Genomic DNA, 23,309 nt, shown 5'->3' on the forward strand with positions numbered 1-23,309 from the left:
GTTGTATTTACTTGGTTGCGGGGGCCGGATTTGAACCAACGACCTTCGGGTTATGAGCCCGACGAGCTACCAAACTGCTCCACCCCGCGTCACGTGAAGAGGGTTCTACAGAGCGGGGCTGACATTGTCAACAGCTATTTACAAATTTCTTAAATTTTCTTATCTCATCTCTCGCTATGCAAAACCAATACGAACTATCTCTCGTGATTCCTGTATTCAACGAACAGGACAATTTACTAAAACTGATGCAGGAAATCGATTCGGCCTTGAAGCCGCTTGATCTCTCATATGAAGTCATATTTATAGACGACGGCAGCACCGATGCCAGCCTTGCCGTTCTAAAGGATATTTCAGAAACATTCACCGAAGCCAGATATATTTCCTTTGAAGAAAACAGAGGACAGTCCGCTGCATTCTGCGCTGGATTTGATGAAGCACGCGCTCCGAAGGTTGCCACAATGGATGCGGACCTTCAAAATGACCCCGCAGACCTTCCGGCCATGCTTAAACTCTATGCCGAAGGCCATCAGATGGTCATAGGCTGGCGCATGAAGCGCAGGGATGTATGGATCAAAAGGATAGCATCCAAGATAGCCAACAGCATTCGGAACCGCCTGACCAGAGAATCGGTAAAGGACACCGGCTGCTCGCTTAAAATCATGGATACCGAAATGGTCCGTGCAATTCCAAGGTTCAACGGGATGCACCGGTTCCTGCCCACCCTGATGAAGATGCAGGGGGCATCGGTATCGGAAACAAAGGTTAACCACAGGCCCAGACATCAGGGAGTATCCAAATACGGAACTCTGGACCGGGCCATTGCAGGCGGTTACGACCTGTTAGGTGTCCGCTGGCTCCAGAGCAGACATTTCAGTTACAAAATCAAAGAACGCGGCGAGAAAAATTCATGAGTGCCGTACAAAACGATTCCAGACTAGGCATAAAGGCCCTGCTGAAAGGGTTCGCTATGCTCGCAGTACTGGCGTTGGCAGTCTACCTGTTGCGGTATGCCGGAATATCACAGGCACTCGACACGGCCTGGATAGACAGCCATGTTCGCTCCAGAGGCATGACCGGGGTGCTGACCTATCTGGCGCTGGCAACCTTTTTTTCCGCCGTGGGTTTCCCCCGCCAGGTCATCTGTTTCATGGGCGGATATGCGTACGGGTTTGCCCTAGGCTCCATCCTCGGGACCATTGGAACGGGACTGGGTTGCGCCTGCGCATTCTACTATTCCAGACTGGTGGGCCGCTCCTTCATAAAACGCAAATTCGGAGCACGTATCAGCAAGGTGGACGAGTTCCTGAGCCGCAGCCCGTTCAACATGGCGCTGACCATTCGTTTCTTCCCACTCGGGAGCAACGTGGCAACCAATGTTCTGGCCGGGGTTACGAGCATCCCGGCAGCGCCTTTTATCCTCGGATCAACACTTGGATATCTTCCGCAGAATGTTGTTTTTGCCCTGTTCGGGTCCGGCGTCAATGTGTCGTCCACAGCTCAGATGATTCTGGCAGTCGCCCTTTTTATCGCTTCTTCCCTGCTGGGGTTCAAAATCTACCGCAAATACCGCACACAGGCCGAAGCGGTCGTGGAATAGAAGGTGGAGCCGCAGATTCATGTCGTTTTATGAAATCATAATCATTTCAATAGCCCTTGCTATGGATGCATTCACCATCGCCGTGGCCTGCGGGCTGTGTATGCCGGAAGTGAGCAGACGGCAGAGCTTCCGGCTGTCCTTCCATTTCGGCCTTTTTCAGGCCGGAATGCCGCTGCTGGGATGGGCTGCAGGTCTCACAGTCAAATCTCTGGTTGAAACCTGGGCTCCATGGATTTCCTTCTTCCTGCTCGCCTTTGTCGGCGGAAAAATGATCAAGGAATCATTTGAAAAAGACGATTCCTGCAGTAATTACAAGGACCCGACCAAAGGGATGTCGCTCGTATTTCTTTCCGTGGCTACCAGTCTGGATGCTCTTGCGGTGGGACTTTCCTTTTCCATAATGAATTACCCCATCGCCGTCCCTTGTCTGTTCATCGGCATAACCGCATCCGCGCTTACCGCACTCGGCCTGTGGCTGGGCAAATCCTTTTCAAGGGTATCAAGATACAGCCACATTGCCGAACGCATAGGCGGAGTTGTACTTGTACTCATAGGCCTGAAACTGCTGCTGCAGTGAGCAGGAACGGCCAATCCGCATTCGGCAACTTCAATAAGTGTTTTGACAGTACTCAATCATGAGTATAATCTGGCTGAAAATAAATCCCATTTAACCATTGACCGGCTTCATAGCTAAAGCCAAAGGACGGATATTTTTACCAAATGCCTTTATTGCAACCCCCTCCCTACAAACCCAAACTCCCACTTCAATCCGGCCATCTGCAAACTATTTTTCCCCGCCTTTTCAGAAAGGTAAGCCTGCCGCCTGTAGTTAAAAGAAGAATTGATACTCCCGACGGCGACTTTCTGGACATTGACTGGCACCTTGCAAGCAGTTCACGTCTTGCGGTCATTGCCCATGGACTGGAAGGCAACTCCAGAAGACCGTATGTCCTTGGCATGGCACGCGCTCTGGTTCTTGCCGGATGGGACTGCATCACCTACAACTTCCGAGGCTGCAGCCACGAAATAAATAAACTGCCCACCATGTACCACAGCGGGCAGACAGATGATCTCCACACGGTTCTGACCTATGGCCTTAATCACGGCATATACGAAGATGCAGCGTTAATAGGCTTCAGCATGGGCGGAAATCAGGTCCTCAAATATCTTGGTGAAAAGCCTGAGATTGTTCCCTCGAAGGTAAAAAGGGCCATAGGAATATCCGTACCCTGCGATCTGGCTTCTTCGGCCAGAAAACTCTGCGCTTCAAGCAACTTCATATATAATCGTTATTTTCTGCGATCATTGAAGAACAAGATAAGACTCAAACACAAGCAGTATCCCGACCTTTACCCTCTAGACAAGCTCTCCACCATCCGCAACATAACCGATTTCGACAACGCATATACAGCTCCGGTCAACGGCTTCAAAGACGCGCTGGACTACTACACCACCTCTTCCTGCAAGCAATTCCTGAAAAACATCACTGTTCCTTCGCTGATTATCAATGCCAAAGACGACCCGTTTCTTACTCCGGAATGCTACCCGCTGGAGGAAGCAAGTTCCAGCCAGACCCTTTCGCTGGTAATTCCGGATTACGGAGGACATGTAGGATTTGCAGACCTGCCTATGGAAAAACAGATCTGGTCGGAAGACAGGACAATACGATTCCTGAACACGTGAGCATACCTGAAAAACAAGTGCTGACGATCTGAAATAAATGGGACTGGAGGTGTATGACTACCGCCCGGCCCCTGAGCATGGCTAACCGATCAGAGGTTTGAGTTCACGACGGAGTCTCATGAAATAGCAACTGAGATGGGCCGGGGCATTGCCTGCGGCCGTGGTTTCGATATTTTTCGCAACCATGCTCAATTCTTCAAGACCGAGATTGCACAGTCCGCCCCGCAGTCGGTGCGCGTTGCTTATGATCTCCTCGAAATCTCCATCGTCAATGGCATCATCAAGCACGGACATCAGCCGTCTCAGATGTGCAGCAGATTCGGTTATGAATTCGTCCAGTTTCTCCTGCGGCAGCCCAGCCTTTTCCAGCAGATGGTTTTCCACAGTGTTTCTAAGTTCAAAACCCATGACGCACTCCGGTGTTGTGATATTTCCATATAAGGAAGTCCGGGACAGAATCACCGGACTTCCGAACATTGGGCAGGATATCACAACTAATCTTCACTACGCAATTCATCAACAAGATTAAGCAGAGCCTGAACCTCAGTGGAAAGGGCCTTGGTCCCTTCTGCCGCCAGTTGGCTGTTGCGTGCATTCTCTTCGGTCATGGAGTCAATCTCACCTATACTGCGATTAATTTCATCCGAGGTTGCCGACTGTTCCTCTGCAGCAGTCGCTATGGAACGGACCTGATCTGCGGAGTTACCGGCCAGCGCTACAATTTCATCCAGCATCTCACCGGATGAACGGGACAAGCCGGTAGCCTTTTCAACAGCCTCAACTGTCGCGTCCATATCGCGGGTGTTTTCACGAGCCAGCTTCTGTATTCCGCTTATGCTGTGCTCAACTTCCTCAGTAGCCCCTATGGTCTTCTCAGCAAGCTTGCGAACCTCATCCGCAACAACTGCAAACCCGCGTCCGGCATCCCCGGCTCTAGCTGCTTCAATTGCAGCGTTAAGAGCCAGCAGGTTGGTCTGGTCCGCAATATCATTGATGACACCGAGGATATTGCCGATGTCCACAGCCTGCATGCCGAGCTGCTCCATGGACTGCTTCAACTGATCGGTCCGGTCCTGAATATTGGTCATGGCGCCGATAACATCCTGAACCACCGCAGCACCTTCACGGGCCTTGCGCATGGAGGTCTCGGAACTTTCACTGGTACTGGACGCATTTCTGGCAACTTCCAGAACGGTTACATTCATTTCCTCCATTGCCGTGGCAGTCTCGGCCACCCGCAACTTCTGGAACTCACTCCCGCGCATGATCTCATCCGCACTGCCGGTAACCTCACCGGTTATGCTTGAGACACGCTCTATCACGGCCTGAAGCTTGTCTGCCGCCGCAAGCATTCCTTCCTTCTTTGCACCTTCCGCCCTGGCCTGTGCCTGACGGGCCGCTTCAGCCGCTTCGTGCGCAATTCGCGCCTGATCCTGAGCCTCGGCCTCCTTGGCCCTGATGCTGTCCAGATTTTCTGCAAGGGTGGAAACCATGGTATTAAGAGCCCTCTGGAGGCTTGCAATCTCGTTACGGCCTTCAGGAGACAGGCTGACGTCCAGATTTCCTTCTGCAACAGAAGTTGCAGCTTCGGTAGCCTCGGTAAGGGGATGGACTATGGAACGAACCAGATAGAAGGAAAGGGGAAGAACTAGCAGAATCAGGACTGCTCCTGCTCCAAGCAGAATCTTCAGGGTTATGGAATCAGCACGGTCAGCCATAGCTGCTCCCATACTGTCCGTCTCGGTCTTTATATTGTCCAGATATACCCCGGTCCCGATCCACATTCCGGTTCCCGGAATGGGGGTGGCATAGCTGATCTTGGGCTGTACACCCATTCCCGGCTTTTCGAAATAGTAGCGAACGAACCCGCCGCCGGAATTAGCAACCCTGGCAAGTTCACGTATGACATACAGGCCGTTCTGATCCTTTAAGCCGGCAAGATCCTGACCCTGCAAGGACTTGTTGGGAGGCATGACCTCATTGACCGTTCCTTCGTATACAAAAAAATACCCGGACTTGTCCTTCTCGAAACGGACAGGATCGAGAGCCGCCCGGATGAGCTTCAGCTTGTCCTCCCTGTTGGGAAAACGCTTCAGTTCTTCACCCAGGGACAAGGCCATGCTCCTGGTGGCAACCATGATCTTGTCCTTCTGGTCCTGAAGCATTATTTGGGATGTGGAACTTACCCCGTATTCAGTAATATTCCTGATTGCACCGAGGAAAAATATTCCAGTGGCAAGAATAAAGAGGACCATCAACGCCAGTAGGAGAAAAAACCGCGCTCCGACAGACAGGTTCCTGAGCATACCCCTCCTCCTTTCAGTTAAATGGTTATCCACAAGTCCTTACTATATTTAAGGGGTCAAAATTCACCTCACCTTACTTCAACTATATATTTTTTGTATATTTTATCAAACAAAACCGAGAAGAAACTGTTAAAAAACTGTGAACGACTGATTTAACCTGATTGAAACATTACTCTACAACCTACAACATTAAATAAGCACTAAAACACAAAAATCTACACTAAATTGGTTGAAAATTTATTTTTAACATTGATTTTTGACTTATTAATCGTTCAATTAACAATGTTCACAACATTGCTGAAAATAAAAAAAGCCGGAAACATATGTTCCCGGCTTTTGAAAACTCGGCAGTGGCCAAGCTAGATCACATAATCTACAACGCTACGGCTTTTGACAATCTTCTTGATAAAACCGACACATTCAAGGTGCAGAGGATGGACCGCATATGTCTGCAGATCCTCTTTACTATCGAATTCAGAGTAAAGGATTATGCTGCATTCAGGAGCGGCCTCAAAAATATCGGCACTTACTTCCAGATGTTTCAAAATCTCAATCTTCCCATTGAGAGCTTCAAGCATCTCTTTCATCTTAGCGGCATTTTCCGCTGCCGTAGCTCCTTCTGCTTCCTCTTTCAATGTCCACATTACAATATGTTTGATCATTCTTCCTCCGTTTCAGTGTAAGTTAAATGACAATGGATCCAACTAATGCCGGAAATTATTTATGGGGTACCGATTACGGCCATACCCGAATTATGACCGTCTAAGCTCCTCAACAAGGGCTACAAGCGTGTTGACCTCGCTTGAAAGTTCTTTTGCGCTTTCAGCAGCCAGAAGACTGTTACGGGCGTTCTCTTCTGTTAAGGAATCAATTTCGGAAATGCTGCGGTTTATTTCATCAGAAGTTGCAGACTGTTCTTCCGCAGCCGTGGCAATCGACTGCACCTGCCCTGCCGCATTTGAGGCAAGACTGACAATCTCCGAAAGCACCCCGCCGGAAACACGGGATTTTTCAGCAGCAGAGGCTATTGCTTCGACTGCGGTTCTAACTCCGGTAATGTTCTGCCTGGCAAGACTTTGAATGGACGAAATACTCTTGTCCACCTCATCCGTTGCACCGATTGTCTTTTCAGCAAGCTTGCGCACTTCATCGGCAACAACGGCAAATCCCCGACCGGCCTCACCAGCTCTGGCAGCTTCTATCGCGGCATTGAGAGCAAGAAGATTGGTCTGGTCGGCAATGTCATTAATAACACTCATGACCTTGCCTATCTCAATGGATTGATTATTCAGCATTTCAGTCAACTTTTCAAGATCAGCGGTCTGTTTCTCTATGTCGGCCATGGACTGAATGGTTCCCTGCACAACATTCTGTCCCTCACTCGCCTTGTCCCGCGTCTCTTCGGTATCCCTGTTTGTTTCCGTGGCATTCTGGGCAACCTCAAGCACAGTCGCGTTCATCTCTTCCATGGCTGTGGCTGTCTCTGTTATACGCTGCTTCTGAAAATCACTGCCGCTCATTATATCATGGGTGGCCTGTTCTACATTTGTTGAAATCTGCACTATGTTTTTAAGTACACTCTCAAGCTTGTCTGCTGCGGCCAGCATACCTTCGCGTTTTGCACCTTCAGCTGCCTTGCGCGCCTCTTCGGCTTCCTCGGCAGCCTTATGGGCTATGCGAGCCTGTTCAGCGGACTCGGCCTCTTTTCTGCCTATATTTTCGAGGTTGGAGGCCAGAGTTTTGACCATGGAGTTGATGGAATGCTGCAATGCCGCAATTTCATTTTTCCCGGCCGGATTCAGAACAACATCAAGATCACCTTCGGCAACCCGGCCCGCAGCGGTAGTAACGGCATGTATCGGCCTTACTATGGACCTAACAACTGCAATGCATAACGGGACCACCACAAGAAGAAGGAGAACCGCCATGACCGCAAAAATGGTAAAAACATCCGACTTTACTTCGGAATCAATATCCGAATTGATGCGAGTTTTTTCAGCCTCGATATTATCTATATAAACTCCGGTTCCAATCCACATATCAGTGCCTGGAATCATGACAGAAAAACCCAGCTTGGGCTGAACGCCCTTACCGGGTTTATCGAAAACATAATTCACGAATCCGCCACCATTCCTTGCGGCCTCATCAAGCTCTCTGACAAAAAAAACTCCGTTTTTATCCTTGGCCCCGCTTAAATCTTTTCCCTGTACGGCTTTTTTTGTAGGCAGAGCAACGTTTACAGTTCCCTTGTAAACAAAGAAATACCCGGAGCCGTCTTCTTCAAAACGAAATGTATCAACCGCTTTTCGCACAAAATCAATTTTTGCATCTGTACCTTCGACCGTCTTGAGCTGTGCGCCCAATATATCTGCCGCTGCTCTGGTAGCAACCTCGATTTTGTCCTTCTGTCCCTGAATCAGCCCGGACTCGACTTCGTGAATACCAATCTTGACTACGTTTTCAATTTCAACGAAAAGCATGCCACCTATAAAAAGTATAAACAAAAACATTGAAGCCAGAAGCAGTACAAACCTTCCCCCGATAGATAGATTCTTAAACATAAACACTCCCTCTACAGATAATAATCATTATTTCAGCAACAACTATATAGATACGCCCTGTCGTACAGACACTTAAAAAACACATACTGCTTTTTCGGCAGGACATGTACGACACATTACCCCCTTACAACTTTATTAACAATAACTGCGGGAATGTTTATCCGAGGATAATTAAACGTCGTCATGTATGAAAAAGGCTTTTCCATCGGGCGAGCGAATGGAAAAGCCTTACGGGGTGCGGCAGGTAACCGGTATTTCAGTTGCGAGGTGAAGGTACCGGGATTGGAGGCATAATTACATGCCGCTGCTTGAGCGGTGCCCGCGGTCGGCAAACAAAACCGCGGACACCAAGCCTGATTTATTTTCTGCGCTCAGCCATGTATTCAGCGATATGACGGACTTCAAGGTCATAGCCTTTCCGTTTTGCGCCACCGCGAATCTGCATTACGCATCCGGGGCAGTCGGTAAGCAGTACCTTAGCTCCGGTTTCAGTTGCATTGTTAAGCTTATTTTCAAGAAGCTGCTCGGAGATCTTGGGGAACTTAACGGAGTAGGTTCCGCCGAATCCGCAACAGACTTCCTCTTCAGCGCTTTCCTTATAGTCCAGGCCGGCTTTTTCCATGAGTTCACGGGGAGCCTGCTTGACTTCAAGTCCGCGGCAGAGGTGGCAGGGAGCGTGGTAAGTAACGGTATCTCCGTCGGAATCAAGGAAGTCATCCTTACCCACACCCAGAACGTCATTCATGAAGGAACTGTAATCGATAACCTTATCGGCAAATTCCTGAACACGGATGGCATATTTGGAATCGTGACCCAGCATCTTCACGTAGTTGTGCTTCAGGTGTGAAGCACAGGAAGCGCACATGGTCAGGATATAATCGCAATCGGTTGCTTCGAAAGCCCTCATGTTCTGCAGGGCAACTTCACGGCAGGCTTCCTTTTCACCCATCATCTGCAGCGGCAGACCGCAGCAGGACTGATCCATGGGGAAATCAAGGTCAACGCCCTTGTTACGCATGCTTTCCACAGTGGCTACAGACTGTTCGGGATAAACAAAATCCTGAACACAGCCAGAGAAGATAGCAACCTTGTATTTAATTTCCGCAGGTTTGGCAGGTTTTACCTTGGCCCACATATCGCGGAAGGGAACTTCCGCAACGGTCGGCAGTGCCCGGAAGTCATGGGAAGGGGCGAAAATCATGGGCAGGTGGCGCATGAATCCGTCCTTGGCCTTGACGGGCTTCTGGGCATGCTTGGCTATACGCAAAAACTTGTGGAATAGTTTGCGGTTTTTCATCATCTTGGCCAGGAAGGAAGAATAAAGAGGATGTCCTTCCTCTTCCAGAATTCTGGCCTGAATATCTTTGATCAGGCCGGGCAGATCTATGCCGCCCGCACAGATTTCCTTACATGCTCCACAGTTGATGCAGTTCTGAACAAGGTTTTTGGCCTTGTCGGTTCCGTGGAAGAAGTAAGTGAGAATGAGGCCGATAGCCCCGATATAGATATGGCCCATCTTGTGGCCGCCGACCATACGGTAGACAGGACAGACGTTGGCGCATGCACCGCAACGCACGCAACGCAACACCTGAGAGAACACCGGGTCCTTAGCGAGAGCGCGTCTTCCATTGTCCAAAAACACGAAGTGCACTTTCTTCCTGTCATCCTCAGCCGCAGCGCACTCGTTGGACCCGGTGATCCAGGTAACGTAGGAGGTGATGGCCTGTCCGGTAGCGTTACGGGGCAGAGCCTTTATCACACGCAATGCGTCATGAAGTTTGGGGGTAAGCTTGTCCAGCCCCATGAGTGCTACATGCACGCGGGGGAGGGTTGTCACCAGACGGGCGTTACCTTCGTTGGTAACGAGTCCGATGGAGCCGGTTTCGGCAATTGCAAAGTTGCCCCCGGAAATGCCCATATCGGCATCAACAAATTTCTGGCGAAGTTCGCGACGTGCAACCTTGACGAGCTTCTGAATATCATCGTCCTGTTTCTTGCCGGTAACTTCGGAAAAAAGATCGCTGACCTGATGGCGGGAAAGATGGATAGCAGGCATAACCATGTGGCTCGGGCCTTCATGGCGCATCTGAATAATCCACTCACCAAGGTCTGTTTCAACCACTTCCATTCCCAGATCTTCAAGATGGTGGTTGAGCAGGGTTTCCTCAGCAGTCATGGATTTGGATTTAACCACGACTTTGCATTTTTCGTCCTGGGCAATCCGGCCTATGATTTCGTTAGCTTCACGGGCATCCTTGGCCAGATGCACAACAGCCCCACGCTTTTCGGCCTCTTCCTTGAACTTGGCATAAAGCTCGTCAAGTCTGCCTGCAGCGCAATCCTTGGCTGCGGCGATTTCGCCGATAAGGGCTCTTTCGTCCATATCTTTGAAAGCATTGGCGCGACCTGCACGGTATGCCACGGCAAACTTGTCCATGGCATTTCTGAGAAAGTCGTTATCCAGAGATTCCTTGATCTCCTTCCTGTATTCCTTAAGATTCTTTGCGTCCTGCATATTAGTCCTCCAGAAGAAGAATATGAAGTTCAAGTGGTCCGTGCACGCCGATAGCCAGTACGCGCTCGATATCCGCGGTACGGCTGGCTCCGGTGATGAATGCGGTGTAATCACCCTTCATCATGTTTTCTTCCATCCAGCCTTCGATGTCGTAGGAATTTTCCACTATTCTGGATTTGGGCAGGATAGCTACGTGCACTTCGCTGATCATGGTGGCGAGACGCAGCTGCTCTGAAGGACAATTTACTGCCAGGGTACCGGTTTCGGCTATGCCGTAATCGGCATAGGTCAATGCGATATCCATTCCGCCAAGGTGATTGCGCACACTGTCCTTGACGAGTACAAAACCGTTTTCTTCACACTGTGCGTCAAGTACGGCGAGTTCTTCTTCGCTCAAAGAAGGAGCGGAAATGGTCTTTCCGGTTTTAGTGGCACACAGGGCTTCGGCTTTTCCGGAAAGCCCCTGTTCGCAACCGGAGACCAGCATTTTACAGGCTTCTTTCTTTCCGCAAAGATCCATGATATATTTCACGGCATCGTCAAAAGAGGAAATCTCCGAGACGACGGCGGACGCGATTTCAGCCTTGTCAGTGAAAAGCTTAAGACTTTCAGCTTTAACTGTCATTTTTCCCCCAATAAATTGAGTAGTCACTAAGGTGACGCTCGAGATTAACCCCGTTGATCTCCCGCGGGTTCCCTTCCACAAGATCCGCTGGAACAACCCTTCTTTAGGGCTGCACGGGGAGTTTCCAAGTAAGGTCGTTCCGCAGGCGGAACGACCTTAAACCAACCTTCCGGACCGGGGTGGAGTCTTCCAACCCTCCACCCCGGCTTCTTATCCTTAGAATACCGTCTACAGCCCGAGAGCCTTGACAGTATCGTTTGCTATTTCAAGCTCTTCATTAGTGGCAATAATGGCCACTTTAACAGTTCCGTCATCATCACTGATGAAAGACGGGGTTCTGTCCCAGTTCAGGTTCTTTTCTTCATTGATGGTGATGCCGTAGTTTTCAAGACCGGCAAGTGATTTTGCACGGTATACGGCATCGTTTTCGCCGATTCCGGCGGTGAAGACGATAGCGTCTACATGACCGAGTTCAAAAGCATAGGAGCCGATGAACTGACGGACACGGTGACAGGCCATGTTGAGAGCAAGCTCAGCACGTTCATCGCCTTCGGCAATGCGGGCGTGAATATCACGCAGGTCGTTGGAACCGCAGATGCCCTTCAGTCCGCTTTCGTTGGTGAGGGTGGAAACAACCTCAGCAGCGGTCTGTCCGGTTCTTTCGGCAATGAAACCTACGATGGCGGGATCGATATCGCCGCAACGGGTACCCATGATGATTCCGCCAAGCGGAGTCAGGCCCATGGAGGTATCGCAGCATTTACCGTTGCGAACAGCGGAAATGGATGCACCGTTACCCAGGTGAACAGTGATGATGTTGCATTCTTCAAGGGGTTTACCAAGAAGTTTTGCGGTTTCGCGGGCGACATACTTGTGGGAAGTGCCGTGTGCACCGTATCTTCTGAGACCGTACTTTTCGTAGAACTCATAGGGAACGCCGTACATGTATACTTCGGGTTCCATGGTCTGGTGAAAGGAAGTGTCGAAAACAACTACCTGACGAACACCGGGGAAAAGTTCCATTGCGGTCTCGATACCGATGACGTGACCGGGGTTGTGCAGAGGAGCAAGGGGGATACAATCCCTGATGCCCTGCAGCACCTTTTCGGTAACTTCCACAGGTTCGAAGAAGAGTTCACCACCGTGAACGATACGGTGACCTATCGCTGCGATTTCGGCTTTGTCTTTTACAACACCCTTTTCATCGTCGGTAAGCAGATTGATGATTTCAATCATGCCTTCGCGGTGGGTGGGAAAAGGCTGCTCGGAGGTAATTTTCTCTCCGGCTTTATAGGTGATGCTGCCCATTTCTTCGCCGATGCGCTCAACAATACCGGATGCAAGGGCGGATTCGGTAGCCATGTCCAGAAGCTGATATTTGATTGAAGAGCTTCCGGCGTTAATCACTAATATTTTCATCTAGATAAGTCCTTTTTCGGCCTGGGCCTGAATTGCTGTGATTGCCACAGTGTTAACAATGTCGGGTACGGTACAGCCTCTGGAGAGGTCGTTTACAGGCTTGTTGAGGCCCTGAAGAACGGGGCCGATTGCAACGGACTGCTCTGCAGAACGCTGTACAGCCTTGTATGTGTTGTTCCCTGTGTTCAGATCGGGAAAGATAAAGACAGTTGCGCGGCCTGCAACATCACTGTCAGGCAGTTTGGTCTTTGCTACATCGGGGTCGATGGCTGCGTCATACTGCAGGGGGCCTTCGATGAGCAGCTCGGGAGCACGTTCCTTGGCGATGCGAACTGCTTCCTTGACTTTTTCAACATCAGCGCCCTTTCCGGACTGGCCGGTGGAGTAGGACATCAGGGCAACACGGGGTTCAACACCGAAGATCCGTGCGGTCTGAGCTGAACTCAAAGCAATTTCAGCAAGCTGTTCGGCATTGGGGTTGGGGTTGACGGCGCAGTCGCCGAAAACCAGAACCCGGTCCTTCAGGCACATCAGGAAGACACTGGATACGATGGATGCAGTAGGTTTGGTCTTGATGAACTCGAAAGCAGGACGGATAGTCTGCTGGGTTGTGGTGATGGAACCGGAAACCATACCGTCAGCATGCCCCTTGTAAACCATCATGGAACCGAAATAGGTCGGGTCCAGCATGCGGTCACGAGCATCGGACATACGGATGCCCTTGTGTTCGCGCAGCTTGAAATAAGTGTTGCAGTAATCTTCGAACTGAGGAGAAGATTCCGGATCGAGAATACGTACATCGTTCATTTCAAGACCGAGCTGGGAAATTTTGGTCCCAACTTCGTTTGCGTTTCCGAGCAGAACTATATCTGCAACACCGCGACGGGTAAGGATATCGGCAGCGCGGAGAACTCTTTCGCCGGTACCTTCCGGAAGAACGATAACCTGCTTGTTGGCCTTGGCCTTCTGTACCAGCTTGTATTCGAACATCTTGGGAGTAACTTTGCTGGACTTGTTGGTGACCAGGCGGTGCCTGAGTTCATCAGTCTTCACATGAGCTTCGAATGCGCCGAGAGCGGATGCGGTCTTGCGCTGATCTTCAGGATCTATTCTACCGTAAAGTTCACTCAGCAGCTGAGTGGTGCGATAGGTGTTGGTATTTACGGAAAGAATGGGAATGGGAACACCGGTCCACCCTTCTATCAGACGATGGACGCTGGCACTGGGCTGCAGTCCGCCGGTGAGCAGTATCCCGGAGATATCCGGAAAGGAGGTGGAGAGTCTGGAAGCCAGAGAGCTCAGGATGATATCCGAACGGTCACCGGGAGTGATGATCAGACTTCCGTTTTCGATGTATTCAAGAAAATTTCCAATACGCATTGCTGCGATTACATAATCGTCAACAAGTGTATCGAGTCTTCCGTGACCGTAAAGTACGGAAGCGTCCAGCCATTTGCGGACATCGTTCATGCTGGGGTTACCCAGAGATTCATTTTCATCAATCCCGTAGACAAGCAGTTCCTGGGTGCATCTGGTCTTGCATTTGATGCTGGAAAGAATTTCAGCCTTGTCCTGGGCCGTGGTGTTCAGTCTGTTGATGACTGCAGCAACGGTATCAACACCCTTGTCTTCAAGGGCATCAATAACAAGCTGTGTGGAGGCGGTGATGTCCTCGGCTGTCTTGCCGCGTCCGTTGGCGACGAGAAGTACGGGACAACCAAGGTTTGCAGCTATTTCAGCATTGATGTCGAACTCAAAGCTCTGATCTTTGCCCTGAAAATCTGTGCCTTCGCAAAGGACAAAGTCATATTTCTCTTCGAGCTGGCTGTACTTGTTGAGGATGTTTTCCAGCAGCAGAGAATGTTTGCCGCTGTTGATAAGTTCCCGGGCTTCTTTCAGTGTGTAGGCGTAGGTGTCCTCATAATCGATATCCATATTAAAGTAGTTCATGATCAGATTGATGTCATGATCACGAGCACCTGTCTGGTTATCATTGATGATGGGTCGGAAGATGGCTACGTGCTGCAGATCTCTTAGCAGCAGTTGCATCACGCCCAGAGCAATGGCAGATTTACCGCTCTTCTCTTCGGTGGCAGTGATGTAAAGATTTTTGGACACTGGGATAATCTCCTGTGTAATGCGTGAACAGTTGGAAGGTTTCAGAGCCGGATATGAAACAGTTCTCGCAATTGCATTAATTGATATTGGGCCGGACCTGACTGTGACGGTCCTACAAACCCGAAATTCGTTTTCCAACCATCCCCATAAAAGCGTTTTTCGGCAAAGTAGTCCAGAGTGAAGTCCACCCTGGACTACTTAATCTTATTTCAGTTATCTGAGTGAGTCTGCGTATATCTCAAGAACGTGCTTGACTTCGACACCACCGCCGGACTGTGAAAGCATGTCGCCGAGCTGCATCATGCAGGCGGGGCAACCTGTCGCGGCGACCTGAGCACCCACGTCACGCACATTTTTGGCCTTGCGCTGACCGATGCTTTTGGACAGGTCATAGTGATAAAGGTTGAACGACCCGCCGCAGCCGCAGCAACGGTTGGCTTCGTTCATTTCCTTGAATTCATAGCTTTCATTGGCTTTAAGAAGAGCACGAGGCTGAGCCGAAACACCAAGGGATTTGGAAAGGTGGCAGGGGTCGTGATAGGTTACGACCTTTCCGCCTTTCTTGGACTCGGAAGGAGTCTTTACACCAAGGACGTCAACGAGAAAAGCATTAATATCCATGGTTTTTGCGGCCAGGGCTTCTACTTTTTCCCTGAAAAGGGTGTCCTCTTTTTCAATCATTTTAGGCCATGTTTCGTGTATGGTAGCTGTGCAGGTGGCACAGGGAGTAACCAGATAATCGAAACTTCCGGCCTCGAAAGCCTTCATGTTCTGCTTCATCAGATCGACCATGGTATCGGCGTCACCGGAAGCAAGAGTCGGTATTCCGCAGCAGGCCTGCCCTTTGGGAAGGAATACTCCGACACCGTGATATTCAAAGATCTTCATGGCCGCATGCCCGACGTTGGGAAACATCTTGTCCACAACGCAACCGGGGAAGAAAGCAACCTTGAGACCGCTTGTCCCTCTGGGGGTATCCACTTCAGGATAATCCTTGCGGAAGGGACGCGTAGCCAGGGGGTTGAAGTGACGCTCTCCGATCAGAGGATTGAGCATTGCACAGCTTGCAGTGTGTGCAGCCTGGTCCGCAACCTTGGAAAACGGTCCCTGAAACTTCGCACTCATATCCGTGAGCAGGTTGAACAGCTTGGGACGGGTGAGCAGACCTTTGAAGATAAGCTTCTTGGCCGGAGAAAGTCCCTTATAGGAAGTCACGATGACACGGGCTTTCATGAAGATGTCCATGATCTTGACACCGCTGGGACAGTTGGCTGCACAGGAACCGCAGAGCAGACATCTATTCAGCTTTTCATTGACCTGATCCGCATCCTTGACCATTTCGTGGGCCAGCTTCTCAAGCAGAGCTATCTTGCCGCGGGTTACATCGGCTTCCTTCATGGTTTCGGAAAATACCGGGCATACAGCCTGACACATTCCGCACTTCATGCAGGCGACCATAAGGTCGTCCAGCTCCATGAGATTCTGAGCTAATTGATTGAGATCATTCATCCTATACTTCTCCGATAATCTTGGTGGGATTAAGGATGCCCTTAGGATCGATGGCTCTCTTCATTCTCAGGGAATATTCGAGTGTTGCCCGGGAAGTTTCCTTTTCCATCCATTTGGATTTAGCCATGCCGATACCGTGTTCACCGGAGAGGGTTCCCTTGAGGGAAAGAGCTATATCGAAAATTTCGTCTACAGCGGCTTCGACGCGGTGGAACTCTTCCTTGTCGCGGTTGTCGCAAAGAATGGTGGGATGCAGGTTACCGTCTCCAGCGTGTCCGAAGGTTCCGATATTGATTTTATATTTTTCGGCAACTTTCTTGAGTGCTTCCATCATTGCAGGAATCTGGGAACGGGGAACAGTGGCGTCTTCGAGTACTGTGGTCGGTTTAGCACGGGCAAGAGCCGGAAGTGCGTTACGACGTGCAGTCCAGAGAGCTTCACGTTCAGCTGCGGTTTCAGCCATCTTGACTTCATCAGCGCCGCATTTCTTACAGATGTTGACGACCTTTTCTGCGTCTTCGATTACTTCTGCCTGGTGACCGTCTACTTCAATAAGCAGGATGGAACCGGCTTCTACGGGAAGACCGGCCTTGGTGAAATCTTCAACGTAGCGGATGGTGGCGTTGTCGAGAAATTCAAGGGTACAGGGAACAATGTGGTTGGCGATGATCGCGGCAACGGTTTCGGATGCAGTTTCAACGTTGGGGAAAACTGCCATCATTGCCTTGGATGCTTTGGGCGGCGGTACGAGCTTGAGGATGATATTGGAGAATACGCCGAGAGTTCCTTCGGAAGCAACCATCAGGCCGCCGAGGTTGTAACCGGTAACGCATTTAACGGTACGTGAACCGGATTTGATGAGGTCGCCGTTGACGTCATAAAAATCTACGCCCATGACGTAATCTTTTGTGACGCCGTATTTGAGTCCGCGCAGTCCGCCGGCATTCTCTGCCACGTTACCGCCGAGGGTGGAAACAGCCTGGGAACCCGGATCCGGGGGATAAAAAAGGCCGCGGCGGGAAACTTCCGCTGCGAACTGGGCGGTAACAACACCGGGTTCAACAACTGCGTAAAGATCTTCTTCGTTGATTTCGAGAATCTTGTTGAGACCGTTGGTCAGGACGACAACTCCGCCGGGGTGGGGAATTGTGCCGCCGGAAAGATTGGTACCTGCTCCGCGAACAGTCATGGGAAGGCCGTGCTTGTTGCAGAGTGCGGTGATAGGACCGAGCTGTTCAGTGCTTACGGGCTTGACTACAAGTGCCGGCACCTGGGGATCGAGCACCGCGGAGTCATAAGAGTATGCATGCAGGTCGGCCTCTTCATGCATGACGCCTTCAGCGCCTACGATCTGTTCAAATTCTTTTGCCAATTTCGCATTCGACATGTGTTTTTGCTCCTGTACGTAAAACAGTATAATTATTACAACTAATCAATAATGCCCAGATCAATCAAAGCTCAGGACCGGAGACGTCTCCGGCCCTGAGAGGGAAGGTCTTTGATTTAGAACAGACCGGGCAGGAATACGAAGGTCATGAGAGAAGCCACGATACCTACTACAACGCCGTAAAGGAGGAAGGGCCATACGGTACGCTTGAGGATCATGCCTTCCATGCCGGAAAGACCAACAACTGCACTTGCTGCAACGATGTTGTGGATACAGATCATGTTACCCATGGCGCCACCGACACCCTGTGCGGCAACTATGATCTGATGAGGCATATTCAGGCTGGTGGCAACACCCCACTGAAATTCTGCGAACAGAAGGTCAGAAACAGTGTTGGAACCGGTGATGAAGGAACCGAGTCCACCAACAAAGGATGCTACTACAGGCCAGCTCTGACCTGCAAGGCCGGATACGGCTTCGGCAAGAGCCAGAGGCATGGAGAGGTATCCGTTGGGGTTCAGAGCGGCATCAGCGATACCGGAACCGCGGAAGATGGAAACCAGTGCAACGGAGAAGAACAGTGCGATTGCGGGGTTCTTCATCTTGGCGATTGCTTCTTTCCAGGCCATGGCTGCTTTGTCACCGGGCATCTTGTGGATGAAGATGGTCAGTATGGCAACGAGGGCGAAAGGAATGGTTCCGGGCAGATACAGATAAGCGATGGAAGCGTTGACGCTCTTGAAGCCGAGGATGCTCTTGAACGGAATGGAAACACCGGCGAGCATGCCTTTGAGGCCGAGGTCGGGGATACGGGTAATAACGAGGATAACACCGATGAGAACATAAGGAACCCAAGCGCGGAACTGGCTCATGTGGGCCTTGAATTCACCGCTGTTTTCAGCGGAAACGGAACCGGTCCATTCAGCGTCCCAGGAGGAAGCGGGGCCGAAATCCCATACTTTTTCAGGTACGCAGAAGCCTTTTTTGGCGCCTACTACAGCAATGCCGAGACCGATAAGACCACCGATAAGGGAGGGGAATTCAGGTCCGACGATCCATGCGGTGATGAGATAGGGAACAGCAAAAGCGGTTGAAGCGAAAAGAGAGAATTTCCATGCGCCGAGACCTTCGCTCCAGCTCTTGTTCTCGCCGAAGAAGCGGGTCATGAAGCCGAGCATGAACAGGGGCAGGATGTAGATCATGGGCAGGTGCATAACAGTAGCCCACTGGCTGACAACGAGGTCGAAAGTTTCCATGGAGTGGAAGTTAAGACCCGGAACAGCAGCGGCCACAGCAGCATCAACCAGACCGGTCAGATACTTGAAGCCGAGGATAACCGGTGTACCAACCGCACCGAAGGTAACTGGAAAAGAGTTGAAAACCAGACACATTACAACAGCACACAGGGGGGGAAAACCGAGACTCAGGAGCAGCGGAGCAGCCAGAGCGGCGGGAGTTCCGAAACCTGCAGCACCTTCAATAAATGCTGCAAACAGGTAACCGATGATCAGAACCTGCACGCGACGGTCACGGCTGATGTTCTGGAATCCGTACTGAATGGTTTCCATACCGCCGCTGTATTGCAGCGTATAAAGAATGATAATGGCACCGAAAACAATAATGAGAATACCGACAGCGGTAATGATGCCCTGTACAGTAAGAGCTGCGACATACGCAGCGGGCAGTTTCCATACGGCAATAGCTCCGACAGCAGCGGAAAGCCATGCAACGGGCATAGCTTTGGTAGCAGGCCAACGCATGCCAACCATCAGCACCAGAGCCAGAATAATCGGGATGATGGCTACGATAGCCAGAATTCCTACAGACATGTTTCCTCCTTAAAAGAATCACTTGTGATTTTGCCGTACCCCGGCAAAACAGTTTCACCGGGCCACATTTATACGGCATCTGCTCAACTTTTTTAAGTCAGTTGACAAGACTACCCTCCCCTTTCCGCAATGCGGACACCTTCATATCCGCTAAGGGGTGCTGCGGACGGGCCCCCTGTGAAAGGCCCGTCCGCAGACGGCGGGTGGTGTTAGTTGCTTTCGCTGTAATCAGCGGCAGCCATATATTTCAGGATTTCGTACCGGTCATTGTACTGCTTTTCGATAGTTGCGCGGTATTCCTTCGATGCTTCGGGATTGGTGCGCTCAAGCAGGCCATAACGGTTTTCACCGCCCATGAATTCCTGCATGGTTCCATCGGGAGCCTTGGAGTCGAGGGTCAAGGGGTTCTTGCCTTCTTCTACAAGTGCGGGGTTGAAGCGGTACAGCGGCCAGTAGCCGGAATCCACTGCCAGTTTCATTTCGAGCTGGGTCTTGCCCATGCCCTTTCTGATACCCTGGTTGATGCAGGGAGCGTAGCAGATTACCAGAGAAGGTCCGGGATAAGCTTCAGCTTCCTGGATTGCTTTCATGAACTGCTGTTTGTTTGCGCCCATGGATACGGATGCCACGTAGACATATCCGTAGCTCATCATCATGCGGCCGAGATCCTTTTTACCGGTGCTCTTGCCGCTTGCAGCCATCTTGGCAATGGAGCCAAGAGGAGTTGCCTTGGAGGACTGTCCACCGGTGTTGGAGTAAACTTCGGTGTCCATGACCAGGATATTGATGTCGCGTCCGGAAGCGAGAACGTGGTCTACGCCGCCGAAACCGATGTCGTATGCCCATCCGTCTCCACCGAATACCCAGAGGGATTTCTTGGTGAAGAGGTCTTCCATGTCAGCGATTTCAGCCAGCAGGTCGGAAGGAGCAGCAGCAAAAATGCCGTCTACGACTTTCTGACCGTACTCTTCGGAAAGACCGGCGTTGTTGCGGTTTTCCAGCCATGCTTTCATGTCGGCTTCGAGTTCGGAAGGAACGCCGGCTTCAATTGCTTCAGCAACGAGGTCGGCCAGTTTTTCACGACGGTGGGAGACACCCATTTCAATGCCGTATCCGAATTCGGCGGCATCTTCGAAAAGGGAGTTACCCCATGCAGGACCACGGCCGTTCTTGTCGACGCAGTAGGGAGTCGTCGGTGCGGATGCGCCCCAGATGGAGGAACAACCGGTTGCGTTGGCAATGATCATGCGTTCGCCGAACAGCTGGGTGAGAACTTTAACGTAGGGGGTCTCACCACAACCGGAACATGCGCCGGAGAACTCAAGCAGAGGACGCTGGAACTGCGAACCCTTGACGGAGCTTCTGCTCATGAGCTTGTCCTTTTCAGGAATGGTCAGAGCAAAATCAAGGTTAGGCACTTCGGTGGGAATCTGGGTGGCGGTGGGTTTCATCACCAGAGCGGATTCCTTGGCAGGACAGATGTCTGCGCAGTTACCGCAACCGAGGCAGTCCTGAGCATAAACCTGCATGCGGAACTTGAGTCCCTTGAGTTCCTTACCCTTGGCGTCAACGGTGACGAAGGATTCAGGAGCGTCTTTGAGCTCTTCTTCAGTAACGAGCACGGGGCGGATTGCTGCATGAGGGCAGACAAACGCACACTGGTTGCACTGAATACAGTTTTCAGGCAGCCATTCCGGAACGTTGATGGCAACACCGCGTTTTTCATACTGAGCGGTGGAAAGAGGGACGAGGCCGTCTGGCTCGAAGGCCGAAACAGGCAGGTTATCACCCTTCTGAGCCAGGATGGGCCGGACAACATCGGTGATGTATTCCGGATCATCTGAAACGGCCACTTCGTCGTCAGTGAGGTTTTTCCAAGATTCGGGAACAGCTACTTCAACGAGGTTTTCAACAGTCTGATCAACAGCGGCAACGTTCATGTTGACGATTTTGTCGCCCTTCTTGCCGTATGCCTTTTTGATGGAATCCTTCAGGTAGGCAACAGCATCTTCAAAGGGGATAACATCGGCAAGCTTGAAGAAGGCGGTCTGCATAACCATGTTGATGCGTCCGCCAAGGCCTACGCCTGCTGCGATTTTAACCGCGTCGATAGTATAGAGCTTGAGGTTCTTCTCTGCGATGGTGCGGCGCAGGGCAGCCGGAAGCTCTTTCTCCATGTCCTCGGCGGACCAGGGAGAGTTGATCAGGAAGGTTCCGCCTTCCTTGACTCCTTCCAGCAGATCGTACTGATGTACGTAGCTGGAGTTATGGCATGCGATGAAGTCCGCACTGGTCACCAGATAGGTGGACTGTATGGGCTTGCTGCCGAAACGCAGGTGAGACATGGTGATACCGCCGGACTTCTTGGAGTCGTATGCGAAATATCCCTGTGCGTAGAGATCGGTATTGTCACCGATGATCTTGATGGCCTGCTTGTTGGCGCCGACAGTACCGTCAGCACCGAGACCCCAGAACTTGCACTGAACAGTGCCTTCGGGGGTGGTGTCCAGTTCGGGACCGACTTCAAGGGAGGTAAAAGTAACGTCGTCTTCGATACCCACGTTGAAGTGGTTCTTGGGACCGGCAGCCTTCATGTTGTCGAACACGGCCTTGGCCATGTTGGGACGGAATTCCTTGGAACCCAGACCGTAACGGCCGGCAGTAACAACGGGATCGAGTCCGCTTTCAACAAATGCGGTACAGATGTCCTGATACAGGGGATCGCCGAGAGCGCCGGGTTCTTTGGTGCGGTCCAGAACTGTCACGTTGGTTACAGTAGAGGGCAGAACCTTCAGGAAATGCTCGGTAAGGAAAGGACGATACAGACGGACTTTAACAAGACCGACTTTTTCACCTTCGGCAACGAGCTTGTTGACAACTTCTTCAATAGCTTCACAGCCGGAACCCATGGCTACGATAACTCTTTCGGCTGCTTCGTGACCTACGTAGTCGAAAGGTTTGTAACGGCGTCCGGTAAGATCGCCGACTTTCTTCATGCAGCTCAGCACAATGCCGGGAAGCTGGTCGTAGAAAGAGTTGGCGGCTTCGCGGGCCTGATAGTAAATGTCGGGGTTCTGAGCAGTACCGCGGATGGAGGGGTTTTCGGGGTTCATTCCTCTTGCGCGGAAAGAAGCAACTGCGTCCCAGTCAACCAGTCCCTTGATGTCATCATAGTCGATGACTTCAATCTTCTGAATTTCGTGGGAAGAACGGAATCCGTCGAAAAAGTGCATGAAAGGCACGCTGGATTCGATTGCGGCCAGATGGGTGATCAGGGCAATGTCCATACATTCCTGAACAGAGCTTGATGCCAGCATTGCGAAACCGGTCTGACGGCAGGCCATTACGTCCTGATGATCGCCGAAGATGGAAAGAGCCTGCGCAGCAAGAGCACGGGCGGAAACATGAAAAACTCCGGGAAGAAGTTCACCGGAGATCTTGTACATGTTGGGGATCATGAGCAGGAGGCCCTGCGAGGCTGTGTAGGTGGAAGTAAGTGCACCTGCAGCAAGCGCGCCGTGAACGGCACCGGCTGCACCAGCTTCGGACTGAAGCTGTTTTACATTGAGCACCTGGCCGAAAATATTTTTACGACCCTGGGATGCCCATTCTTCTGCAACTTCAGCCATGGTGGATGAAGGAGTGATGGGATAGATGGCGGCTGTATCGCTCATCGCATAAGCGATGTGGGCGGTAGCAGTGTTACCATCCATAGTTTTCATGTTCTTAGCCATTAAGTTAGCTCCTTAAGAGATTTTTA

At 51.1% G+C, this 23,309-nt stretch carries 16 protein-coding genes and 1 tRNA gene; 4 read left to right on the plus strand and 13 right to left on the minus strand.

The window, feature by feature from the left end; all coding sequences use genetic code 11:
* Positions 1 to 12 precede the first annotated feature (12 nt).
* Positions 13 to 89: transfer RNA gene (locus ACKU4E_RS06845), tRNA-Met, on the minus strand.
* A gap of 87 nt (positions 90 to 176) precedes the next feature.
* Here ACKU4E_RS06845 and ACKU4E_RS06850 point away from each other — a divergent pair.
* The 4 genes from ACKU4E_RS06850 (at position 177) to ACKU4E_RS06865 (ending at position 3,280) form a co-directional block, all read left to right on the plus strand.
* Positions 177 to 911 carry a glycosyltransferase family 2 protein gene (locus tag ACKU4E_RS06850; protein ID WP_320170334.1) on the plus strand — a complete coding sequence of 245 codons (735 nt, stop codon included), beginning with the start codon at positions 177 to 179 and terminating at the stop codon, positions 909 to 911.
* Complete coding sequence (locus ACKU4E_RS06855; protein ID WP_320170335.1) at positions 908 to 1,597, plus strand: VTT domain-containing protein; 690 nt, start codon at positions 908 to 910, stop codon at positions 1,595 to 1,597. The genes ACKU4E_RS06850 and ACKU4E_RS06855 overlap by 4 nt, the downstream gene beginning before the upstream one ends.
* A 19-nt stretch (positions 1,598 to 1,616) precedes the next feature.
* A complete protein-coding gene (locus ACKU4E_RS06860; RefSeq protein ID WP_320170336.1) occupies positions 1,617 to 2,174 on the plus strand; it encodes a manganese efflux pump MntP family protein in 558 nt (185 codons plus the stop codon).
* Between the two features lie 143 nt (positions 2,175 to 2,317).
* Positions 2,318 to 3,280, plus strand: a complete 963-nt coding sequence (locus ACKU4E_RS06865) for an alpha/beta fold hydrolase (RefSeq protein WP_320170337.1) — start codon at positions 2,318 to 2,320, stop codon at positions 3,278 to 3,280.
* A gap of 81 nt (positions 3,281 to 3,361) precedes the next feature.
* Here the strand turns inward: ACKU4E_RS06865 and ACKU4E_RS06870 are convergent, their stop codons facing one another.
* The 12 genes from ACKU4E_RS06870 to nifJ form a co-directional block, all read right to left on the minus strand.
* Entirely contained in the window at positions 3,362 to 3,688 is a 327-nt protein-coding gene (locus tag ACKU4E_RS06870; protein WP_320170338.1) for an Hpt domain-containing protein, read from the minus strand.
* An 86-nt stretch (positions 3,689 to 3,774) separates the two neighbouring features.
* The gene (locus ACKU4E_RS06875) at positions 3,775 to 5,586 is read right to left on the minus strand and encodes a methyl-accepting chemotaxis protein (RefSeq protein ID WP_320170339.1); all 1,812 of its coding nucleotides are present in this window, start codon (positions 5,584 to 5,586) and stop codon (positions 3,775 to 3,777) included.
* Between the two features lie 359 nt (positions 5,587 to 5,945).
* Positions 5,946 to 6,248 carry a Dabb family protein gene (locus ACKU4E_RS06880; protein ID WP_320170340.1) on the minus strand — a complete coding sequence of 101 codons (303 nt, stop codon included), beginning with the start codon at positions 6,246 to 6,248 and terminating at the stop codon, positions 5,946 to 5,948.
* Between the two features lie 90 nt (positions 6,249 to 6,338).
* Positions 6,339 to 8,147, minus strand: coding sequence for a methyl-accepting chemotaxis protein (locus ACKU4E_RS06885; protein WP_320170341.1), 1,809 nt, complete (start codon positions 8,145 to 8,147; stop codon positions 6,339 to 6,341).
* 358 nt (positions 8,148 to 8,505) lie between these two features.
* Complete coding sequence (ldhH, locus tag ACKU4E_RS06890; protein ID WP_320170342.1) at positions 8,506 to 10,662, minus strand: L-lactate dehydrogenase (quinone) large subunit LdhH; 2,157 nt, start codon at positions 10,660 to 10,662, stop codon at positions 8,506 to 8,508.
* A 1-nt stretch (position 10,663) separates the two neighbouring features.
* Positions 10,664 to 11,287, minus strand: coding sequence for a lactate utilization protein (locus ACKU4E_RS06895; RefSeq protein WP_320170343.1), 624 nt, complete (start codon positions 11,285 to 11,287; stop codon positions 10,664 to 10,666).
* A 228-nt stretch (positions 11,288 to 11,515) separates the two neighbouring features.
* A complete protein-coding gene (locus tag ACKU4E_RS06900; protein ID WP_320170344.1) occupies positions 11,516 to 12,706 on the minus strand; it encodes an acetate kinase in 1,191 nt (396 codons plus the stop codon).
* On the minus strand, positions 12,707 to 14,824 hold the full coding sequence (gene pta / locus ACKU4E_RS06905; RefSeq protein ID WP_320170345.1) for a phosphate acetyltransferase: 2,118 nt from the start codon (positions 14,822 to 14,824) through the stop codon (positions 12,707 to 12,709).
* A gap of 213 nt (positions 14,825 to 15,037) precedes the next feature.
* Positions 15,038 to 16,333 (minus strand): (Fe-S)-binding protein, encoded by a 1,296-nt coding sequence (locus tag ACKU4E_RS06910; protein ID WP_320170346.1) that lies wholly within the window; start codon positions 16,331 to 16,333, stop codon positions 15,038 to 15,040.
* A gap of 1 nt (position 16,334) precedes the next feature.
* The gene (locus ACKU4E_RS06915) at positions 16,335 to 17,720 is read right to left on the minus strand and encodes an FAD-linked oxidase C-terminal domain-containing protein (protein WP_320170347.1); all 1,386 of its coding nucleotides are present in this window, start codon (positions 17,718 to 17,720) and stop codon (positions 16,335 to 16,337) included.
* A 116-nt stretch (positions 17,721 to 17,836) separates the two neighbouring features.
* Positions 17,837 to 19,549: an L-lactate permease gene (locus ACKU4E_RS06920; RefSeq protein WP_320170348.1), complete on the minus strand. Its 1,713-nt coding sequence runs from the start codon at positions 19,547 to 19,549 to the stop codon at positions 17,837 to 17,839.
* 209 nt (positions 19,550 to 19,758) lie between these two features.
* The gene (gene nifJ / locus ACKU4E_RS06925) at positions 19,759 to 23,283 is read right to left on the minus strand and encodes a pyruvate:ferredoxin (flavodoxin) oxidoreductase (RefSeq protein WP_320170349.1); all 3,525 of its coding nucleotides are present in this window, start codon (positions 23,281 to 23,283) and stop codon (positions 19,759 to 19,761) included.
* Positions 23,284 to 23,309 lie beyond the last annotated feature (26 nt).

Source organism: Maridesulfovibrio sp., from assembly GCF_963677005.1.
GTDB lineage: Bacteria > Desulfobacterota > Desulfovibrionia > Desulfovibrionales > Desulfovibrionaceae > Maridesulfovibrio.

Excerpts from the sequence above, each read along its gene's own strand:
- ldhH (WP_320170342.1), bottom strand. The coding sequence starts at position 10,662 with ATGCAGGACGCAAAGAATCTTAAGGAATACAGGAAGGAGATCAAGGAA.
- ACKU4E_RS06855 (WP_320170335.1), top strand. The coding sequence starts at position 908 with ATGAGTGCCGTACAAAACGATTCCAGACTAGGCATAAAGGCCCTGCTG.
- ACKU4E_RS06880 (WP_320170340.1), bottom strand. The coding sequence starts at position 6,248 with ATGATCAAACATATTGTAATGTGGACATTGAAAGAGGAAGCAGAAGGA.
- ACKU4E_RS06885 (WP_320170341.1), bottom strand. The coding sequence starts at position 8,147 with ATGTTTAAGAATCTATCTATCGGGGGAAGGTTTGTACTGCTTCTGGCT.
- ACKU4E_RS06920 (WP_320170348.1), bottom strand. The coding sequence starts at position 19,549 with ATGTCTGTAGGAATTCTGGCTATCGTAGCCATCATCCCGATTATTCTG.
- ACKU4E_RS06850 (WP_320170334.1), top strand. The coding sequence starts at position 177 with ATGCAAAACCAATACGAACTATCTCTCGTGATTCCTGTATTCAACGAA.
- ACKU4E_RS06865 (WP_320170337.1), top strand. The coding sequence starts at position 2,318 with ATGCCTTTATTGCAACCCCCTCCCTACAAACCCAAACTCCCACTTCAA.
- ACKU4E_RS06895 (WP_320170343.1), bottom strand. The coding sequence starts at position 11,287 with ATGACAGTTAAAGCTGAAAGTCTTAAGCTTTTCACTGACAAGGCTGAA.
- ACKU4E_RS06910 (WP_320170346.1), bottom strand. The coding sequence starts at position 16,333 with ATGAATGATCTCAATCAATTAGCTCAGAATCTCATGGAGCTGGACGAC.
- ACKU4E_RS06860 (WP_320170336.1), top strand. The coding sequence starts at position 1,617 with ATGTCGTTTTATGAAATCATAATCATTTCAATAGCCCTTGCTATGGAT.
- ACKU4E_RS06875 (WP_320170339.1), bottom strand. The coding sequence starts at position 5,586 with ATGCTCAGGAACCTGTCTGTCGGAGCGCGGTTTTTTCTCCTACTGGCG.
- nifJ (WP_320170349.1), bottom strand. The coding sequence starts at position 23,283 with ATGGCTAAGAACATGAAAACTATGGATGGTAACACTGCTACCGCCCAC.
- ACKU4E_RS06915 (WP_320170347.1), bottom strand. The coding sequence starts at position 17,720 with ATGTCGAATGCGAAATTGGCAAAAGAATTTGAACAGATCGTAGGCGCT.
- ACKU4E_RS06870 (WP_320170338.1), bottom strand. The coding sequence starts at position 3,688 with ATGGGTTTTGAACTTAGAAACACTGTGGAAAACCATCTGCTGGAAAAG.
- ACKU4E_RS06900 (WP_320170344.1), bottom strand. The coding sequence starts at position 12,706 with ATGAAAATATTAGTGATTAACGCCGGAAGCTCTTCAATCAAATATCAG.